The 19,744-nt window shown below is 66.5% G+C and carries 22 protein-coding genes; 14 read left to right on the forward strand and 8 right to left on the reverse strand.

The window, feature by feature from the left end; translation table 11 throughout:
- Window positions 1-10: 10 nt before the first annotated feature.
- From AC4AMJ_RS23910 to AC4AMJ_RS23920, 3 genes are all read right to left on the reverse strand, one after another.
- A complete protein-coding gene (locus AC4AMJ_RS23910) occupies window positions 11-1,639 on the reverse strand; it encodes an FAD-dependent monooxygenase (protein WP_489918502.1) in 1,629 nt (542 codons plus the stop codon).
- Between the two features lie 2 nt (window positions 1,640-1,641).
- Window positions 1,642-2,514 carry an alpha/beta hydrolase gene (locus AC4AMJ_RS23915; RefSeq protein ID WP_489915148.1) on the reverse strand — a complete coding sequence of 291 codons (873 nt, stop codon included), beginning with the start codon at window positions 2,512-2,514 and terminating at the stop codon, window positions 1,642-1,644.
- Window positions 2,515-2,620: 106 nt separating this feature from the next.
- Complete coding sequence (locus tag AC4AMJ_RS23920) at window positions 2,621-3,379, reverse strand: GntR family transcriptional regulator (protein ID WP_489915150.1); 759 nt, start codon at window positions 3,377-3,379, stop codon at window positions 2,621-2,623.
- Window positions 3,380-3,580: 201 nt separating this feature from the next.
- Between AC4AMJ_RS23920 and AC4AMJ_RS23925 the strand changes: the two genes are divergently transcribed.
- From AC4AMJ_RS23925 to AC4AMJ_RS23965, 9 genes are all read left to right on the forward strand, one after another.
- Window positions 3,581-4,429 (forward strand): fumarylacetoacetate hydrolase family protein, encoded by an 849-nt coding sequence (locus tag AC4AMJ_RS23925; RefSeq protein WP_489915152.1) that lies wholly within the window; start codon window positions 3,581-3,583, stop codon window positions 4,427-4,429.
- A gap of 107 nt (window positions 4,430-4,536) precedes the next feature.
- Window positions 4,537-5,106, forward strand: coding sequence for a VOC family protein (locus AC4AMJ_RS23930; RefSeq protein ID WP_489915154.1), 570 nt, complete (start codon window positions 4,537-4,539; stop codon window positions 5,104-5,106).
- A 43-nt stretch (window positions 5,107-5,149) separates the two neighbouring features.
- Complete coding sequence (locus AC4AMJ_RS23935; RefSeq protein WP_489915156.1) at window positions 5,150-6,358, forward strand: acyl-CoA dehydrogenase family protein; 1,209 nt, start codon at window positions 5,150-5,152, stop codon at window positions 6,356-6,358.
- Between the two features lie 8 nt (window positions 6,359-6,366).
- A complete protein-coding gene (locus AC4AMJ_RS23940) occupies window positions 6,367-6,837 on the forward strand; it encodes a hypothetical protein (protein ID WP_489915158.1) in 471 nt (156 codons plus the stop codon).
- Between the two features lie 25 nt (window positions 6,838-6,862).
- On the forward strand, window positions 6,863-7,534 hold the full coding sequence (locus AC4AMJ_RS23945; RefSeq protein WP_489915160.1) for a haloacid dehalogenase type II: 672 nt from the start codon (window positions 6,863-6,865) through the stop codon (window positions 7,532-7,534).
- 55 nt (window positions 7,535-7,589) lie between these two features.
- A complete protein-coding gene (locus AC4AMJ_RS23950) occupies window positions 7,590-8,702 on the forward strand; it encodes an amidohydrolase family protein (protein ID WP_489915162.1) in 1,113 nt (370 codons plus the stop codon).
- Window positions 8,699-9,691 carry an amidohydrolase family protein gene (locus AC4AMJ_RS23955; RefSeq protein ID WP_489915164.1) on the forward strand — a complete coding sequence of 331 codons (993 nt, stop codon included), beginning with the start codon at window positions 8,699-8,701 and terminating at the stop codon, window positions 9,689-9,691. Before AC4AMJ_RS23950 ends, AC4AMJ_RS23955 begins: the two co-directional genes overlap by 4 nt.
- Before the next feature lie 76 nt (window positions 9,692-9,767).
- Window positions 9,768-10,151: a nuclear transport factor 2 family protein gene (locus tag AC4AMJ_RS23960; protein WP_489915166.1), complete on the forward strand. Its 384-nt coding sequence runs from the start codon at window positions 9,768-9,770 to the stop codon at window positions 10,149-10,151.
- A gap of 29 nt (window positions 10,152-10,180) precedes the next feature.
- Complete coding sequence (locus AC4AMJ_RS23965; protein WP_489915168.1) at window positions 10,181-10,513, forward strand: oxygenase MpaB family protein; 333 nt, start codon at window positions 10,181-10,183, stop codon at window positions 10,511-10,513.
- 12 nt (window positions 10,514-10,525) lie between these two features.
- Here AC4AMJ_RS23965 and AC4AMJ_RS23970 read toward each other — a convergent pair whose 3' ends face one another.
- From AC4AMJ_RS23970 to AC4AMJ_RS23985, 4 genes are all read right to left on the reverse strand, one after another.
- The gene (locus AC4AMJ_RS23970) at window positions 10,526-10,996 is read right to left on the reverse strand and encodes a DUF2231 domain-containing protein (protein ID WP_489915170.1); all 471 of its coding nucleotides are present in this window, start codon (window positions 10,994-10,996) and stop codon (window positions 10,526-10,528) included.
- 202 nt (window positions 10,997-11,198) lie between these two features.
- A complete protein-coding gene (locus AC4AMJ_RS23975) occupies window positions 11,199-11,333 on the reverse strand; it encodes a hypothetical protein (protein ID WP_489915172.1) in 135 nt (44 codons plus the stop codon).
- Between the two features lie 260 nt (window positions 11,334-11,593).
- Window positions 11,594-11,839 carry a FitA-like ribbon-helix-helix domain-containing protein gene (locus AC4AMJ_RS23980; protein WP_489898676.1) on the reverse strand — a complete coding sequence of 82 codons (246 nt, stop codon included), beginning with the start codon at window positions 11,837-11,839 and terminating at the stop codon, window positions 11,594-11,596.
- A 101-nt stretch (window positions 11,840-11,940) separates the two neighbouring features.
- Window positions 11,941-12,420, reverse strand: a complete 480-nt coding sequence (locus tag AC4AMJ_RS23985) for an Lrp/AsnC family transcriptional regulator (protein ID WP_489898675.1) — start codon at window positions 12,418-12,420, stop codon at window positions 11,941-11,943.
- Between the two features lie 277 nt (window positions 12,421-12,697).
- On the opposite strand from AC4AMJ_RS23985, the gene AC4AMJ_RS23990 reads away from it, so the two are divergent.
- The 5 genes from AC4AMJ_RS23990 (at window position 12,698) to AC4AMJ_RS24010 (ending at window position 18,096) form a co-directional block, all read left to right on the forward strand.
- Window positions 12,698-15,034, forward strand: coding sequence for a transketolase-like TK C-terminal-containing protein (locus AC4AMJ_RS23990; protein WP_489915174.1), 2,337 nt, complete (start codon window positions 12,698-12,700; stop codon window positions 15,032-15,034).
- A gap of 120 nt (window positions 15,035-15,154) precedes the next feature.
- Window positions 15,155-15,877, forward strand: a complete 723-nt coding sequence (locus AC4AMJ_RS23995) for a VIT1/CCC1 transporter family protein (RefSeq protein ID WP_489898673.1) — start codon at window positions 15,155-15,157, stop codon at window positions 15,875-15,877.
- A 112-nt stretch (window positions 15,878-15,989) separates the two neighbouring features.
- Entirely contained in the window at window positions 15,990-16,538 is a 549-nt protein-coding gene (locus AC4AMJ_RS24000) for a Dps family protein (protein WP_489898672.1), read from the forward strand.
- 11 nt (window positions 16,539-16,549) lie between these two features.
- Window positions 16,550-16,789, forward strand: a complete 240-nt coding sequence (locus AC4AMJ_RS24005; RefSeq protein WP_489898671.1) for a hypothetical protein — start codon at window positions 16,550-16,552, stop codon at window positions 16,787-16,789.
- A gap of 77 nt (window positions 16,790-16,866) precedes the next feature.
- Window positions 16,867-18,096, forward strand: coding sequence for a DICT sensory domain-containing protein (locus tag AC4AMJ_RS24010; protein WP_489915176.1), 1,230 nt, complete (start codon window positions 16,867-16,869; stop codon window positions 18,094-18,096).
- Window positions 18,097-18,157: 61 nt separating this feature from the next.
- Here the strand turns inward: AC4AMJ_RS24010 and AC4AMJ_RS24015 are convergent, their stop codons facing one another.
- The gene (locus AC4AMJ_RS24015) at window positions 18,158-19,717 is read right to left on the reverse strand and encodes an acyl-CoA carboxylase subunit beta (RefSeq protein WP_489900706.1); all 1,560 of its coding nucleotides are present in this window, start codon (window positions 19,715-19,717) and stop codon (window positions 18,158-18,160) included.
- Window positions 19,718-19,744 lie beyond the last annotated feature (27 nt).

Below are 19,744 nucleotides of genomic sequence, written 5' to 3' on the forward strand. Positions count from 1 at the left end.
CAATGTTTACCTACGGGTCCCCGGTCGCCGGTACCGAGCCGACGCGCTGTCTCCCCGCCAGGACCGCGAGGAGGGGTTCTGGTTCGTCGGGTACGCCGAACCCGTGCCAGGCGACGATCTGATCTGGCCGGACGACAATCGCGGTGGCACCCATCTTCCGGCCCAGTGCGGGCCGATCGATGCGTGCGATCCGTAGGGGAAGATTCATCGTCGCAGCGGCGGTCGCGATCCGATCCACGGGTTCGTCATCGAGGACCACCAGCGTGTACTCGACGCCCACCTCGTCCAGTGTCGAGCGCCCCGGAGCGAGCCACGCGTGTGGCAACCGCCGACCGACGCTCACCCGCGTGGCCCAATCGCGGTCGCCGAGCGAGGGGAAACGGTCCGGGTCCGGCGCGAGCACCGGCGAGAATCCCAGACGATGTCCCAGGACGAGGTCGAGACTGAAGTACTCGCGACGCTTGGTCGCCTCGATCCGCCGCGCCGACCCGGCACGCGCTACATCTCCGTGATGTCCGGGTGCATCGAGGTCCGCGCCGAGCAGATCCGTCGAGAGCACCGACATGTTCTGCGCCGCCTCGTCGATGACCTGTCGCTGCAGCTCGCGCCGCTCCGTTTCATAGGAGGTGAGCAGCTCCGGTCCGCCCCAGCCCTCGAGCACCGCCGCGATCTTCCAGCCGATGTCGACGGCATCACCGATCCCCGTGTTCAGCCCGTGACCGCCGAACGGTGGGTTCAGATGCGCGGCGTCGCCGACGAGGAACACCCGTCCGACCCGACACCGATCGACGATCTCCATCCGGGCGGTCCAGGGGTCGATACTGACGACCTCCACCTCTCGCGCCTCGCCCAGCGCCCCGTGCACGAGTGCGGTGGGATTCAGATCCGGGTGCGTGCCGTCCACTCCGAATGCGATCAACCACCAGGTCCCGTCGCGATCGACAGGGCCGAGCAGCCCGGGGACCCGATCGTTGATCAGCCACGTCTGCACCGCGGGCGGAGTCGTCAGACGATCCATGAGTCCGCGATCGCGGAAGACGATGCCGACGTTCGGCGAGAGGGCATGGGTTCCGACGTAGTCGACCCCGATCGCCGCACGAACCGAACTGCGGGCACCGTCGGCGCCGAGTAGGTAGTCGGCCTCGATGTCGTGGAGATCTCCGCTCGTATCCTGTATCCGGACCGCTACCGAGGCGTCGTCCTGGGTGACCGCGACGACCCGCGACCCGACGAGAAGCGTGCACGCAGGCATCTCGGACACGACCTCACGGAACAGTTCTTCCATCGCGTACTGCGGCATCTGCTGGCCGAGCACCGGCGACACATCGTCGGGATCAGACAGGCCGAGCACACCGCTGAACCGGGTGATCTCGGTGCCCAACAGCGTGGTCGCGAAAGCGACATCCTGGGACCACGCCGTGGGCAACGGGGCGCGCGCACGAAGCTCATCCTCGAGACCCCAACGTCGAATGTGCTCCAGCGTCCTCATGTTGAGCGTCTTGGCCCTTGGTCGCAGGCGCGTGGGCGCACCGCGCGGCTCCACCACCACGCAGTCGATCCCGCGCAAACCGAGTTCGATCGCTGCGCTCAACCCGGTGGGACCGGCTCCGGCGATGACGACCTGCGTCCGCGACGACATGGTCACGCCATGGCCGCCTGCGCGCGGCACGACAACGCGAAAGCCAACTGCCGCAGATGGATCTCGGTGGAACGGAGGTGATGATCGATCGAGTGACCGACGCCTTCGGCACGTTCCACCGTCGCACGTCCGGCGAATGCATCCGCGAAGGCGGCCAGGGCTTCCGGGGAGCTGTCCCACAGTGCGTCGTACTCGGCCAGCACGTTGTGTACCGGAACCGATGTCGCAGACGCGACCAGGGACAGCCGGTCCCGCGCCCAACTCGGTGCGTTTGCCAACTCCACGAATGGGGTTGGCGCGTAGGACTTCCGAGCACTCTCCCGCGCGTCGGGCGAGTAGGTTCCGACCGGTCCGAACATCACCGCCTCGCGCTGGTCGACAGGTAGTTCGACGATGCCCGTGAGGCCGAGCGCGCCGAGCTGCTCCGACGCCCCGCCGGCCGGAATACGGGCACCCATGCCGGTCGCCGACACCCCGAGCAGCGGCCAGGTCGGACGACGTGCCGCGATCTCGAGGGCGACCATCCCACCGATCGAATGGGCGACCAAGACCACCGAACCGAACCCGAGTTCGGCAACCGCCTTTCCGATTGCGGTGTCCAGCAGTTCCGCCTGATAGGCAAATGTGTTGGCGTCCTCGGCCAGTACGCTGCTGGCGCCGTAGCCGGGTCGGTCGACCGCCAGGACGGTGAAACCGTTGCGAGCGGCGACGTCGTTGAACGAGCCGGCGGGCGAACCGGCGACGTCGTAATAGGCGCTGGTATAGGTGCCGCCGTGCAAGGTGACGAGCAAGGGAGCGCCTTCGGCGGCCGCGTCTGGACGCAGCAAGGTCATCGCGATCGTGGCGCCGTCGGCGTCTATGGCCAGTTGGTTCACCGGGACTCCTTCAGTTGTATGTCCTGGGTCACAGCGTAGGAGCGATATGTGATAACAGCAAGAGGCAAATTCGTCGGTGGATTCGGCCCCCGCCGAACTCCCGAGCTCAGCGGCTCGCGGCGGAGGCCGTCTGTCCGTGATAGGCGTCGAGCGCCCGCCGGGCCGTCTGCTCATTGCGCGCCAGATGATCGAAGACCGCCTGCGCGGCGAGATCGGGCACACGCTTGCGGAATGCGGCGATCAACTCCTCGTGCGCCTCCTCTCGCCGCTCATGCTCGTGCGGATCGACGTCGAGGAGACCGAAACCGATACGGATGTATCGCTCGGCGGCTCGCCACAGCGTGGTCAACATTCGCGTATCCCACTGTGTAGCAGCAGGTTCCAGAAGATCGAGATGAAACTGAAGATGGCTGTCGTAAATCGCGTCCATCCCGAGCGCCTCGTCGCCGAACTCGGCCGCGTGGCCTTCGAGACGGTCGAGTTCCTCGACCGTCAGCAGCAGGCACGAGCGGCGGGCGAGTTCGGGTTCCAGCAGCCTGCGCAGCCGATAGATGGCATGCAGGTCATCAAGATCGAGTGGGGCGACCCGGGTACTGCGACCAGGCCGGATGATCACGAGACCTTCGCTCTCCAGGCTCCGCAGCGCCTCGCGCACCGGGATGAAGCTGACGTCGAGCAGACCGGCGATCTCCCGCAGCGAGAACTCCCGGCCGGGAGCAAGTGAGCCGTTCAGGATGGTGCGGCGGAGTTCATCGGTGACCTGGGCGACCACCGACCGCGACTCGATGGGTCGGATGCTGGCGTCGGCTGCCAATTCGAACTCCTTGCTGGTGTGCGGGGCCCGGGAGGCACTGTTATATCGCATAGCCTACCGCACCGTTCGTGGCCTGCTTTCGCTGGCAAAACGTCGCGCTTCCGGTAATTCGAAGGTGGTTGCTGTTATAACATATTGCTGCTAGCGTGTGTTCCACGCCACACTCGGACAGCGCGAGATTCTGTGTCGATCGGCCGCACCCGCGCACCTGCCGGCGGTCGACCGGTGATCGGCACATCCCAGGAGGAACAGATGAAGATCATCAACAGCAACGGCCGTCTCGGGCTCATGCACAAGGACGGCTACCTCGACGTCGAGCGCGCCAGCGACGGTTTGTTCGGCTGCGACATCGCGCAGATCTATCCGCGTTGGGACGAGTTCGTCGACTGGGCCGGCTCTGTCGGCGACGGCGGTGTCGCCGCCATCGACACCACCACCCTCGGCGCTCCGTCCCCACGTCCGCGCCAGGTGTTCGCGATCGGCCTCAACTACCGTGATCACGCGGAAGAGGCCGACATGGAGATCCCCACGGAGTCGATGGTCGTGTTCACCAAGTTCCCGTCGTCGATCGCCGGGCCACACGACGACATCGTCCACCCCGGCGGATCGGTGGATTTCGAGACCGAACTCGTCGTGGTGATGGGCCGCACGGCATTCCACGTCTCGCAGGAAGACGCGTGGTCCTATGTGGCGGGGCTGACGATGGGACAAGACGTGTCCGAACGCGGCCTGCAATGGCAGCCACCGTCACCGCAATTCGGCCTCGGAAAATCCTACCCGGGCTTCTCCCCCATGGGTCCGTGCCTTGTCACTCCGGACGAGTTCGACGATCGTGACGACATCGAGCTCGGCTGCACGATCAATGGCGAGCAGATGCAAAAGGGCCGCACCGGCAACATGATCTTCCCGGTGGCACGCGTCATCGAATACCTCTCCTCGGTACTGCCGCTGTATCCCGGGGACGTGATCTTCACCGGCACACCGGCCGGCGTCGGCTTCATCCGTGACCCCCAGCGTCTGCTGTCGGTGGGCGACGAACTGGTCACCTTCGGTGCCGGCATCGGTGAGATGCACAACCGATTCGTCGCACCCACGCCATGACACGGACCGCCCCGACCCGGACCGCCTGACCCGAATCAGACTGTCCCAGAAAGCCCCACTCTCCCACGACAACATCATGACCACCATCAGGAACGGAGCGTGATCCCATGTCCGCCAAGCCGAAGTTCGCCCACGTGGTATTCCAGACGGGCCAGCCCAACGAGATGCGCGACTGGTATTGCACCGTGCTCGACGGCCACGTCGTCTATCAGGACGACGCGTTGTGCTTCATCACATTCGACGACGAGCACCACCGGGTCGCGCTGCTCAGCCCTCCCATGGAGATGACCCGGAAGTCCCCGACCACCGCGTGCGCCCATCACACCGCGTACACGTTCGAGAACATCGACGACCTCCTCGAACGCTATGTTCTGCTGCGCGACAAGGGCGTACGACCTGCGGTCTGCATTGCCCACGGGGTCACCACGTCGATGTACTACCAGGACCCCGACGCCAACTTCGTGGAGATGCAGATCGACAACTTCGCCGAACCCGACGACGCCACCGCCTACATGAAAGGCCCCGAGTACGCCGCCGACTCGGTGGGACCCGCATTCGACCCCGACGCGCTTCTCGCCGCCCGTCGCGACGGTGCATCCGTGGACGAATTGACGAACCGGGCATGGGCGTTGAAGGCCGACCTGCCCAACCCGATGTCCGTACTCGTCCCCGCCTGACCAACGGCCCACCCCCTGTCGACCACACCACAAGGACCTCGCCATGACCACCATTGAATCCACCATGCCCGGCGACACCCGCGAGCACGCCGAGGGCGTCGTCGACCGAGTCCGCGCCCTCGCCCCCCTCATCGCCAAGAACTCTGCCGAGGGCGAGAGCGCGAGACGTGTTGTCGAGGAGACGATCACCGCGCTGACCGACGCCGGCGCATTCCGCATCGCCCAACCGACGCGGTACGGTGGCTACGCCACGTCGATGCGCACCATGCTCGACGTGTCGTCGACCGTCGCCGAGGCCGACGGCGGAACCGCCTGGGTTGTCACACTGTGCAACGTATGTGCCTGGATGACAGGGCTTTTCCCGCGTCGCGCACAGGACGACGTCTGGGCCGACAATCCAGATGCGCGGGTCTCGGGAGTGCTGTCACCGACTGCGGAGGTGGTGAAGGCCGAAGGAGGTTTCCGGGTCACCGGACGCTGGTATTACAACTCGGGATCGTGGCACGCCGATTGGGCCGTTCTCGGTATCCCCATCACCGACGACAACGGCGATGTGGTCGATCAGGGACTTGCGCTGGTCCCCCGCACGGATCTCGACCTCGAAGAGACCTGGTTCGTCGCCGGGATGAGATCCTCGGGATCGAACTGCCTGATCGCGACCGACGCCTTCGTCCCGGATCACCGTATCGTGCGGGTTCCCGGGGCCATCGAGGGCGACTACCTCGCCGATCATCCGGACGAGTCGCTCTACCGTTCGTCGTTCATCCCGATCCTCGCCCTGGTCCTGGCCGGTCCGCAGCTGGGCATGGGACGTCGGGCCCTCGAGATCGTCCGGGAGAAGGCGCCGAAGAAGGCGATCTCATACACCTTCTACACCGCACAGAGCGACTCGGTCGCGTTCCAGATGCAGCTCGCCGAGGCGGCGATGATGATCGACACCGCCCACCTGCATGCCTATCGCGCCGCCGACGACATCGACCGTGCCGCCGAGCGCGGCGAGTACCTCGACGTCCTCGCCCGCACCCGGGTGCGGGCCGACACCGGCTGGGTGCTCGATCACGTCACCCGGGCGATCGACCTCCTGTTGTCGGCCCACGGTGCCGGTTCGTTCGCCGAAGTCAACCCTCTGCAACGGATCTGGCGCGACTCGGCGGTCGCCGCGCGACACGCCGTGACCCTGCCCGCGGTCAATTACGAGATCTATGGCAAGGCGCTACTGGGCCGCGATGAACAGATCACCCCGCTGATCTGAGGACGCGCATGTCCGACAACACTGGTGACAACTGCAAGATCTGCGCGATGGGCGAGGCCACCGTCGACGACACGGTCTTTCGCGATGACCTGTGGTCGGCCGGTGTCGGCCCCGGCATGGATGTTCCCGGATGGATCGTCCTGCGCACCCGGCGGCACACCGAACTGATCACCGGACTCGACGACGCGGAGGCCGCGACCCTCGGTGTTCGCACCCGGGATCTGGCGGCGGCCCTGACCGAGGTGACAGGCGCCCCGCTCGTTTATCAGATGGCGTTCGGCGAGAACCATCCGCACTACCACCTCTTGATCACCGCTCGCTCCGACGACCTGCCCGCGGAACGACGTGGCGGCAAGATCCTCGATCTCCTCGCCGACGGTGCGGTCGACGTCGAGGTCGCCCGTGCTCTGATCCCCGACATTCGACGCGCCTATCAGCGGATCAGCCGATCCGTCACCGAGATCGCCACCGTCCGGTAGACCGACACGAGAAAGGTGTGAGTGGATGGCTGTCGTCATCGCCTTCGATGTCAACGAGACCTTGCTCGACCTGCGCGCCCTCGATCCCGCGTTCGAGGAGCTGATGGGCTCGGCGGCGTTGCGTGGTCAGTGGTTCGCCCAGATGCTCCAGCTCTCCTTCGTCGGCGGTCTCACGGATCGCTACGTCGATTTCCGGCAGGCGCAGGAGGCAGCCCTGCGGATGCTCACCGAGCGGATCAGGGTTCCGGTGTCCGACACCGATGTCGTCGCCATGGTGGATCGCATGAACAATCTGCCGCCACATCCCGAAGTGCCTGCTGCACTTGCGAAACTGCGGGCGACGGGCGTCACGATGGTCGCGCTCGTCAATTCGCTTCTGGAGGTCGGCGTGGCACAGTTGCGCAACGCGGGCATCGGCGACCTGTTCGACGCGGTCGTCTCCGCCGACGAGGTGCGTGCACTGAAACCGGCGCCGCAGCCGTACCGGCTCGTTGCCGACAGGTTCGGTGTCCCGATCAGCGAGGTTCGGTTGGTTGCAGCCCATTCGTGGGATGTCGCGGGTGCTCTTGCCGCAGGCGCCCGAGCCGCGTTCGTCGCCCGGCCCGGCATGGTCGTGAGCCCGATCGGCCCGCAACCCGACATCATCGGCGCCGACATCGCTGAGGTGGTGGACGCGATCGTGGATATCGATCGGTGACCAGCCATCACTCTGACTCTCCCCCGATCCCGCACCGGCACAAAGGAGTAGATCTGTGACACCCAACCCACCCACGACCCGAACAACTGACGGTGGCAAGCTGGCGATCGCGAATGTGCGGGTTTTCGACGGTCACCGGCTCCTGGAACCGGGAACCGTCGTCATTGACGGAGCCACCATCGGTGACGACCCGGCGGGTGCGGAGATCTTCGACGCCGATGGGGCCGTGCTCCTTCCCGGGCTCATCGATGCCCACGTCCATATCGGTGCGCCGGAGCAACTGCACACCCTGGCCGCATGGGGAGTGACGACCGTCTTGGACATGGCCTGCTGGCCGGCGGAGCGGGTCGCCGGCTTGCGGCAGGTCCGCGGCGCCGCCGACTTCCGTACGGCCGGACTGCCCGCCATCGGTGCGGGTGGACCGCACGCCTGCATCCCGGGCATGCCCGATGACGCGGTCGTGCATACGCCGGCCGACGCCGAGCGGCATGTGGCGGCGTGTGTCAGCGAGGGGGTCGATTACATCAAGGGCGTGGCCGAGGCCCCCGGGGCAGGCGGTCCGGACACGCCGACGCTGCAAGCCCTTGTCGTCGCAGCCCGCCGGCACGGTCTGAAGACCGTGATCCACGCCGCGAACAGAGGCGCTTTTGCCATGGCCGTCGAATCGGGCGCCGAGTTCATCACCCACGTACCCGCCGACGGGGTCATCGACGCCGACACGGCCTCGGCCATGCGGGCCAACGGGCAGACCGCGATTCCCACGCTCACCATGATGGAAGGCATCCTCGCGAAGGTGGCGCCGGGAGCTCCGATCAGTCATCTGATCGCCAGCCTGCGCGAACTGAACAGCGCCGGTGTCGAGATCCTCGCCGGGACCGACGCCAACACCGCACCCGGCCCGCCCGCACAGGTCGAACACGGCGAGAGTCTGCATCACGAGCTCGAACTCATGGCGCAGGCCGGACTCGAACCCGTCGACATCCTGCGGTCGGCCACGATCGGTCCCGCGCGCGCGTTCGGGCTGTCCGACCGCGGCGACATCGAACCGGGCAGGCGAGCTGATCTCGTTCTGGTCGAGGGCGATCCGACCTCGGACGTCACTGCGACCCGCGCCATCCGTACGGTCTGGTGCGCCGGTGTCCGCCACGACCAGGTAGCCGCTCGATGAAGATCATCACTCTCGAAGAGCATTTCGTGGACACCGCCCTCGCCGCGGCGAGCGGCCCGACCATGCGCGCCCTGGGCCCCGACTTCGCCGCCGCCTACTCCCATGACAGCGGGTTCAATTCGTCGCCCGCGCTCGACACCCTGCTGAATCTGGGCGAGGAACGCATCGCGGACATGGACGCCAACGGCATCACGATGCAGGTGCTGTCGTGCCTGTGGGCTCAGCAGGCTCCGGCCGACGTGGCACCCGATCTGGTACGCAACGCCAACAACACGGCGGCCGCCGCGGTCGCCGACCACCCGGACAGATTCACCGCGTTCGCCGCATTGCCCACAGCCGCCCCGCCGGCCGCCGCCCGCGAATTGGACCGCTGTGTCTCCGAACTCGGCTTCGTCGGCACGCTGATCAACGGACGCACCGAGGACGAGTTCCTGGCGGCGCCACGATTCGATCCGGTCCTGGCCGCGGCCAATCGACTTCGGGTGCCGATCTATCTGCATCCCTCACTGCCGCCGGTCGCGACAACCGAATCCAACTACCGCGGCCTCGATCCGCTGGTGGCCGCCCGGCTCCAGGCGTCGGCCTGGGGCTGGCATGTCGAGACCGCCGTGCATTTCCTGCACATGGCGCTCACAGGTGTGTTCGATCGCTATCCCGATCTCCAGATCATCCTCGGACATTGGGGAGAGATGATCCCGTTCTACCTCGATCGCCTGGAAGACATGCTCCCGCAGCAGATCACCAAACTCGACCGGCCATTCGCCGACTACGTCAAGCAGAACGTCCACATCACGCCCAGCGGCATGTTCAGCCAGGCGCAGCTTCAGTACTGTGTCGAGACACTGGGGGTGGACCGGATCCTCTATGCCGTCGACTATCCGTTCCTCGGCAACGAGGGTGCGGTCGCGTTTCTCGACGAGGCGAACCTGAGTGGCGAGGACAAGCACCGGATCGCTCACGGCAACACCGAAAAACTGCTCGGCCTGTAGCGGGACGCGCGATGTTGCCGGCATCGCCCGCCAACCACCCGCACCCGCACCCGTCCCCGTCAGAACGGATCCCACGATGTCCGCTGCAGAAACCGTTGTCGCACTGGAGTACAGCCGAGTCGCGGCCATGCTGTCCGGTGACGTTGCGACGCTGGCCCGGCTCTACGCGGATTCCTGCGTCTACATCCACTCGACCGGAGAGGTCGACACCGGTCGGTCGTACCTCGAAAAGCTCGGCGGTGGCGTCTTCGGCTACGAATCGATCGACATCGACCAGATGATGGTCGACATTCAGGAACCGCTGGCGCTGGCCACATTCCGGATGACTGCCGACCTGCGCGTCGGCAGTCTCCGGCGGCATGCGGTGAGTCGTTGCACCACCGTCTGGAGGATCGACGGATCGGACGGGCGCCTCCTGCAATTCCAGGCCACACCGCTTGCGCTCGCACAACGCGTCTGATTCAGGTCAGCCGATTCAACAGATCGGTGATGAAGTACTTCATCGACCAGTACGAGCTGCTGTACGGTCCGTTGAGCCCGGCCGAACGAGACCGCATCGTCGACGATGCCCGATGGCTGGGAACGACGTTGAACGTCCGGGCCGAGCAGTGGCCGGCCGACTATCGCGAACTCGAATGCTACTGGCACGAGCAGGTGGGTTCGATGACGATCGACCCACCGGTTCGTGAACTCCTTCAACAGCTCTCGGATCTGTCGTTCCTGGAGTATCGGTTGGGGGCGGCAGGGGCGGTCGCGCACAAGGTCTTCGGGCGGCCGATGAACTACCTCATCAAGACCGGCCGGCCTGCGGCTGCTCCGTGACCATCCGGCCGACTAACTGCCCCACACGGCGTCCGAGCCGCTGTGCCCGACGAGGACGACCATCACGATCGCCAGCACGGCGACGACCACGGTCAACGCGCCGACCACGATCCGGGAGATCCGCAGTGCGCCTTCACCCAGCGACACCCGGGACAGCACCCACGGGCTGAACAACAGCCACCACAGCGCCACCAGTCCGAAGAGCGGACCCACCACCAGGATCAGCTTGTCCCCCAACTCGGCATGGTGCTCGATCGCGGGCGACGAAGCGCCCATCGAACTCTCCAGTGACTCACCGGCCGACGTCGTGATCGGGACCGCGATCAACGTGAGCAGCGCGAGGATCATGGGCGCGATCCCCAGATGAGCACGGGCACGTGGCCACACGACCGCGACGATGGCCATCAGCGCGGTGACCGGTACCGCCACGACGACGAAATGCACGAACAGGGGATGAGTCGGTATCCCGTTGATTGTGTCCACGCGCGCACCGTATGCGGTCGCACCTTAAACGCTGCTGAAATCGGGCATCCGGTACGCCAATGTTTACCTACGAGCGGCAACCACCGACCGCCTCGATGAGTCACAGCACCAGCGACCGGCAGATAGACGGACCTGACGGCGCCTGCCGACGTTCGCGGTCACGCCCCTGGCGAAGGTCGATCGTTTTGTGCGGCGATGCCTCTCACCCTCCGCCGGACCCGATCACCTCGATCCGGCACTGCGGCCCATGGGCGCGCGCCAGACGTGCATCCATCGTGATCAGCGTGGCATCCATTGCCTCCGCGAGCGTGACATAGAACGAACGCGTCCCAGCCACGCACTGAGTCACGAAGGTCCCACACTCTGTTCAGCATCCATCGGTGCGAATGTCGCTCGCCCGGCCAGTCGCGGAGATCGTCGACCGCGAGAGCTGCGGCAGTGCGGTCCAGACGCCCGCGAAGATACTGTGCGCGAATCACTCCGAGTACCTCGACGTCGATGACCTCTGGCGCCGCGTGGTCAGGATCGTCGGAGAGTCGAGCGCCGATCTCAGCCGCCATCGCCGTGTCGGCAACCACCTCGAAGAGACACGACGCGTCAACGATCAGCATCCGGCCATTGCCCTCGCCACTCGTCCAGCGCTTGCAGAGCCTCAGCTGTCGAGATCTGTGACTGCCGACGCCCGGTGCGTCGCAACCACTGCGCGACCGACGGGCGGGATGCCAACCGGGTGGCTTCGCGTCTGAGCAGTTCCGGAACGCTGATCCCCTCGTCCGCGGCCCGACGCGCCAACGCCGCATACACGGCGTCGTCGATGTCCCGGATCTGCACCGTCTTAGGCATGCATGAATGTTATCATGCGAATCTGCATGATCGCTGGTCAGAATGCTTTTCCGCCAGCGGAGAGTCGCCCACCCGGCCCCTGGACCTCAGGGATCGGGAGGCTACCGCCGATTCAACAGATCGGTGATGCGATAGTCGACGAGCTTGCGCATCACCAGCGCCGTGGTGGTCCGGGTGACGCCGGGAATATCCAGGATCCTTCCGGCGACGCGGTACAGATCGTCGGCATCTCGGGCCACCACGTGCACGAGCAGGTCACTCACCCCACTCAGACCGTGTACCTCGACGACCTCGGCAACCTCGCTCAGCGCGTCCGCGATCGGCGTCAGTTGACTCTGGGTGACATTGGTGAGGATGAACGCGGTCAGCGGATACCCGAGCGCCGCCGGATCGATACGGCGTTCGAACGACCGCAGCGCGCCGCGCTCTTCGAGTTTCGTCAGCCGCGCCTGCACAGTGTTGCGCGACAGGCCGGTCGCCTCGGCGATCGCCACGACGGTGGCCCGCGGGTCGTCGGTCAGTGCCACGAGGATGCGGCCGTCGATGCTGTCGACGACAGGGGAACGATCCGGGGTGAGCATAGTGCCAACCATCCCATACGACACCCCTCCACAGATGAGCACATTGCGCAATCTTGCGCGCGAGCATTGCGTGAATAGTGTGCCGGTGGTCGACTGAGAGTCGAGTTCTGCACACAGAAGCTCGCCAGCGTTGCCGGGGCCAACCCGCCCCGGCAACCGCCCGGACCGGATCACATTCCGGTCCGCAGTTCGCACGACGATCGCCGCTCACGTCCTGTGGGTCGGGGCCAGGAGCCCAGGCAGTGCACCGAGACCACGAGCAAGGACGCATTCTCCGATGAACGCACCACAGACCGCCAAGGTCATCCCCTTACACGCGGGCGAGCCCACATCCGAGGCGCTCCTCGACATCGAGGAGCGGGTGCTGTGGCTCTCGACCGCGATCATCCATCACGCCAACCGCGTTCGCCCCAACCCGACCGGATTGAAGGTCGGGGGCCATCAGGCGTCGTGTGCGTCGATCGTGTCGATCATGACCTCGCTGTGGTTCGAGCATCTACGCTCCGGCGACCGGGTGTCGGTCAAACCCCACGCATCCCCGGTCCTGCACGCCATCAATTATCTGCTCGGCGAACTCGACGAGCGCTACCTGACGACCCTGCGTGAATTCGGCGGACTGCAGTCCTACCCCAGTCGGACCAAAGATCCGGATCCGGCGGACTACTCCACCGGCTCGGTCGGCATCGGTGCCACCGCCCCGATCTGGGGCGCCATCGCCCGGCGTTACGTGGATGCCACGATCTCCTCCACCGGCAAGGGCCGGCAGTACTCGTTGGTCGGTGACGCCGAGCTCGACGAGGGTGCCGTGTGGGAGGCGATCCTGGACCCGACGGTGCGCGACCTCGGCGAGATCGTCTGGATTGTCGACCTCAATCGACAGTCCCTGGATCGGGTGGTGCCGAACATCGCGGCCGGCCGGTTGGAGGGCATGTTCGGCGCCGCGGGCTGGCAGGTGATCACCGTCAAATTCGGTGCCCTGCTCGAGGCGCTGTTCACCCGACCGGGCGGATCCGCACTGCGCGAACGCATCCTGCAGATGCCCAATCCGGAGTACCAGCGTCTACTTCGCTGCACCGCAACAGAATTGCGGGAGCGCATCCCGGGCGACGGCGAATCCGCACCGGAGATCGCGGCACTCGTCGGCGACCTCGACGACGCCACCCTGACCCGGGCGATCCGCAACCTCGGCGGACACGACCTCGAAGCGTTGCGCCAGGCGTACGCACAGATCGACGACACCCGCCCGACGGTCATCATCGCTTATACGATCAAGGGCCACGGGCTGCCCACGCAGGGACACCCGCAGAACCATTCATCGCTGCTGACCGTCGAGCAGTTCGGTGAGCTCGCAACGGGAATGGGCATGGACGCCGATCGTCCGTGGACGCGGTTCTCCCCCGACAGCGATGCCGGACGCCTGTGTGCCGACGCGGCCAGGCGGCTCACGCGTGAGCCCATCGAACCCCATTCACCACCGGCGGTTCCCGAGGATCTGGGTCGGACACCGGCCGGCACGTCGACCACCCAGGCAGCCCTGGGCCGCGCGCTACTCGCGCTCACCCGGGACGCACCCGAAGCCGCCCGGCGCGTTGTCACCGTCAGCCCCGACGTCAGCTCCACCACCAACCTGGCCGGTTGGCTCAACAAGGTGGAGGTCTGGTCACCGGCCGAACGTCGCAACTGGTTCGACGACGACGCCGAGACGATCATGCACTGGCGGGAGAAGCCGACCGGTCAGCACATGGAACTGGGCATCGCCGAGACCAATCTCGTCGGCCTGATGGGCGAGCTCGGTGCCACCTGGAGCCGTTGGGGGCAGCCACTGTTCCCGATCGGCGTGATGTACGACCCGTTCGTGGAACGCGCCCTCGAGCCGTGGTCCTACGGCATCTACGCCGGCGGCCAGTCGATCCTGGTCGGCACACCGTCCGGTGTCACCCTGGCCGCCGAGGGCGGGGCGCATCAGTCCATCACCACCCCGTCGATCGGTCTCGAGCAACCCGGTTGTGTGAGTTATGAACCCGCATTCGTCATCGACACCGAATGGACCCTGCTCGCGGCGATGCGCCTGCTCGGACGCCCCGACGGGAGCTCGTCGTACCTGCGGCTGTCCACACGGCCGGTCGATCAGACGCTCGCCGCGGTGCCCGAGGACCCCGCGGCACGCGAACGCCGGCGCCGTCAGGTGGTGGCCGGGGCGTATCCGCTGCGCCGCGTCCCCCACCCGGTGGTCACGCTGGTGGGCATGGGAGCCCTGATGACCGAGACCCTCGCGGCCGCAGACCGTCTGGCCGCCCAGGACATACCCGCCGATGTGGTCTGCGTCACGAGTGCGGGCCTGCTGTTCGAGGCGCTGCAGGCACGCCGCGGATTGGCCGACGCGCCGTCGTGGATTCTCGATCAGGCGTTCCCCGCCGACCGTGCGACACCGATGGTCACCGTCCTCGACGGTCACCCGCACACGCTGGCATTCCTGACCGGAATCCACGGAGTCACCGGAGCGGCGTTGGGCGTCAGCCATTTCGGCCAGGTCGGCTCTCTCGACGACGTGTACCGGCATCACGGCATCGACACCGACAGCATCGTGCGTGCCGCCCTGGATCTGGCCGGCTGAGAGCAGGGGTCGAACCGTTGCCGAACCGCCACACCGGTAAGGCAGTTGCCGAACCGCCAGACCGGTAAGGCAACGGTTCCCTTGCTTGCGAGAACGTTCCCGCCACAGTTGAGTTGACCCATGAGCGTCGATCACGAGCACCGGCACAGCGGCGAGCCCCACACCGGTTCGCTGGCCAACCGGCTCAATTGGTTGCGCGCCGGCGTGCTCGGCGCCAACGACGGAATCGTCTCCACCGCGGGCATTGTCGTGGGCGTGGCGGCCGCAACAGTCGATCGCGGACCGATCTTCACCGCGGGCATCGCCGGCCTGGCGGCCGGCGCGGTGTCGATGGCCTTGGGGGAGTACGTCTCCGTCAGCACACAACGCGACACCGAGCAGTCCCTGCTCGCCAAGGAGCGTCGCGAACTGCGCGAGCAACCGGACGCGGAGTTCGACGAACTCGTCGGCATCTACGAGGCCAAGGGCCTGCGCCACGACACCGCCTGCCGCGTCGCGAGTGAGCTGACCGAACACGACGCGTTCGAGGCCCACGCCGAGGCGGAACTGGGGATCGATCCCCACGAACTCACCAACCCGTGGCAGGCGGCGCTGTCGTCGGCGGTGTCGTTCACGCTGGGTGCCCTGCTGCCGCTGATCGCCATCCTGGCTCCCCCGTCGTCGTGGCGGATTCCGGTCACCTTCGTCGCGGTTCTCGTGGCGCTCGCCCTCACCGGCGCCACGGGTGCCGCGCTCGGCGGGTCACGACCGTGGCGACCGATGTTGCGGGTGGTGATCGGCGGCGCGCTGGCGATGGTGGTGACGTTTGCCATCGGACGGCTCGTCGGCCACACGGTCGCCTGAACCGGCCCGCGACAACCACGCCGTTACCGTTTCGTGATGGATGGTCTCGGTTGGATTGCCATGCGCGGCGCGGACCGGCGTACCGGGTCCCACCGCCCCTAGCGTCGGAGGCATGACCACATTCACCGCACCCGGATTGTCCGCCGAATCGGCGACCACGGTCGCCACGTGTCTGCAGGAACGCCTCAGCGCGCTCAACGACCTGCACTTGACGCTCAAACACATCCACTGGAATGTCGTGGGCGCCAACTTCATCGGTGTGCACGAGATGATCGATCCCCAGGTCGAGCTGGTCCGCGGCTACGCCGACACGGTGGCCGAACGCATCGCGACCCTGGGATCATCACCCCGCGGCACCGCCAAGGCGATCGAGGCCGATCGCTCGTGGAGCGACTACTCCATCGGGCGCGACACCGCCCAGGCCCACCTCGGTGCCCTCGACCTCGTCTACGCCGGGTTCATCACCTCGCACCGCGACGCCATCGAGAAGGTCGGTGAGCTCGACGCGATCACCGAGGACATCCTCATCGGGCAGACGGCGGAACTCGAGAAGTTCCAGTGGTTCGTGCGCGCCCACCTGGAGAGCTACTCCGGCGAACTCGCGAACGCCGGCCAGACCAGTGAGGCCGGGGCGGCCGCCGCCGCTCGCGACGCCGACTGAGACCACCGACGATGACCATCCCTCCCGCCGTCGGCGCACCGGACCGGCAACCCAGCACATCGCCGGTCCGGGCGGAGGTCGACGACGTGCCAGACCACGTCGATCTGTCGGGACTCTTCCTGGCCGGCGCCCTCACGGTGTGGTCCCTGCTGGTCGCTGTGCCACTCCTGGGGGTCTGGCTCGCCCTGGGATTGGTCCTGACCTTTGTTATCCTGGCCGCAGGCAGCATGTTCGCCTTGACCAGGATGTGAAGTAGTCGCATCCTCCCAGCTCGATCCGGAGCTTTCTGCAGTTCCGACGGGAGGCGCCCGATGACCGTTGTGACGGCATGACACCCGAATCCGGGCAGACCTCGACCGAGGACGGGTTCACCCTGTTCGAGGATCTGGAGCTCCACATGCAGTTCGCGCCGGTGTGCCGGTTGAGCGATGGAGCGCTGGCCGCGGTCGAACTACAGCTGCGTGGCCCCACCGGGACCCGGCTGGGCACCGCGGACGCGTTGCGCCGCGCCGCGCGGCTGATGGAGCAGCATCACGTCCTCGACAATCGCCGTCAGCAGCTGGCGCGGTCGCCGCGCGCGCAGTCGGTGGCCAAGATCCTGCCCCTGCTGGTCGGTCTGGACCTCGATCTGCTCGACCAACTCGGCAACGACACCGTGGACGCACTCGAGCGGCACGTCATGGTGGTGCTGCCCAGTGCGGTCACCCGCAGTCCGCAACGCACGCTCGCGCGGGTGGCGAAGGCCCGGGCGGCCGGGAAGATCATCTGCGTCGACGGACTCACCAGCACCGATCACGCTGCGACCCTCCTCACGCTGATCGAACCGGACATCATCGTGACCTCCGCCGATCTGCTCGATCGGACCGCCAACCAGGATTCCGCGCGACTGGCGCACACGCTGGCCGCGCACACCGAGCGCAGTCAGGCGGTGGTCATCGCCGAGGGCGTCGACGACGAGTCCCGACGGATCACCGCCTTGACGATGGGCGCGTCGTTCGGGATCGGCGGTCTGTATCCCGCCGTCGAGAACCCGACCTCGCTACCGACGGCCACCATCGTGCCGATGCCGGACATGCCGGTGTGGTCCACTCCGCCACCGGATCAGCAGACGCCGTACGCCATCGCGTCGGTGTCGTTGGCACCGCGCCTCGGCGACAAGCGTCTGCTCATCGAGATGAGCAAGGCGCTCGAACATCAGGCGGCCATCGGTGGCGCCTCCATCGTGCTGGGGACCTTCCAGCACGCGCGGCACTTCACCGCGCGGACGGCCGACCGCTGGCGGGTGATGTCGGAGAGCACCGGACTCGCAGGCGTGTACGGAGTCGGGCTGGCCGACGTCCGCGACGGCAACGTGCACCGGGCACCTCTGCGCCCCGACGACGACCTCGTCAACGAGTGGAACGTCGCGGTGCTGGGGCCGCATTTCGCGGCGCTGCTGTCGGCGCGCGATCTGCACACCGGCGCAGACGATCTCGACCGCACCTTCGACTTCGTGCAGAGCTATGACCGGCTGACCGTCACGCAGGCGGTGCACTCGATCCTGATGCGGTTCGACTGAGCGAACTGCCCGCTCGCACGAGCATCAGTCAAAGGCGGCCGCCGAGAGCGGCCCGCTCGACTCAGATCGGCATCAGGAAATGCTTGCGCGGGGTACGCAGGACCTGCTTGTCCCGCAACTGCGCCAACGCCTTTCGGAGCTGCAGGCGGGTCTCGGCCGGCTCGATCACCGCGTCGATGTAGCCACGCTCGGCAGCCAGGTACGGCGTCGCCATGTTGGTGTTGTAGAAATCGATGAAGTCACGGCGGACCTTGTCGGCGTCGTAGGCCGACATCCCCTCGGTCTGGCGGCGGGTCAACACCGCGGCCGCCGACTCCGCACCCATCACCGCGATCTTCGCGGTGGGCCAGGCGAAGTTGATGTCGGCGCCGAGCTGCTTGCAGCCCATCACCGCATACGCCCCGCCGTAGGCCTTGCGCAGCACCACGGTCACCTTCGGCACGTCTGCCTCGACGTAGGCGAACAGGAACCGGCCCGACCGACGGATCGTCCCCTTCTGCTCCTCGGCGAGACCCGGGAGGATGCCAGGCGTGTCCACCAGGAAGACCAGCGGAATCCCGAAGGCATTGCAAGTGCGGACGAAACGCGTTGCCTTCTCGGACGAATCGGTGTCGAGCACGCCCGACATCACGTTCGGCTGATTGGCGACCACACCGACCGAGCGGCCGTCGACCCGCGCGTAGCCGGTGAGGATGTTCGGCGCGAACAGCTCGGCCACCTCGTGGAAGTCGCCGTCGTCGAACAACTTGATGATGATGTCGTGCATGTCGTAGCCGGCGTTGTCGTTGTCCGGCATGAAGTGGTTGAGCGACAGATCCGACTCGGTGATCTCGGGCTCGAGGCCGGGATTGACCACCGGCGGCTTTTCATACGCGCTCGACGGCATGTACTGCAGGTACTCCCGCACCCAGGTGAACGCCGACTTCTCGTCCGGAGCGACGTGGTGGATGTTGCCCCACCGGGCCTGATTGTGGGCGCTACCGAGATCCTCGGCGGAGATCTCCTCACCGTTGACCTGCTTGAGCACGTCCGGACCGGTCACGAACATGTAGCTCTTGTCCTCGACGGCCACCAGGATGTCGGTGTTGGCCGGCGTGTACACCGCACCGCCCGCACACTTCCCGAGGATCACCGAGACCTGCGGAGCCAAGCCGGAGAGGAGATCGTTACGGCGCCCCATCTCGGCGTACCAGGCGAGCGAGGTCACCGCGTCCTGGATGCGGGCACCGGCCGAGTCGTTGATGCCGACCATCGGGCAACCGATCTTGCCGGCCCACTCCATCAGTGCGGACACCTTGCGGCCGAACATCTCTCCGACGGTTCCGCCGAACACCGTCTGATCGTGTGAGAACGCGGCGACCGGGCGGCCGTACACGAGTCCGTGCCCGGTGACCACACCGTCGCCGTAACCCGAGTTGGCCGCGCCGGGCATCTTCGCCAGCGCACCGATCTCGACGAACGTGCCGGGATCGAACAGCATCGTCAGGCGTTCACGCGGCGAACAGATGCCCTTGACCTCACGCTTGGCGATCGCCTTCTCGCCGCCGGGTTCCTTCGCGGACTCCAGCTTCTCGCGCAGATCCGCCAATTTGTCCGCAGTCGTGCCCGATTGGGCAATCATCTCAGTCACGCCTCGCTCGCTTTCGAT

The organism is Gordonia sp. LMA484 (assembly GCF_058129505.1).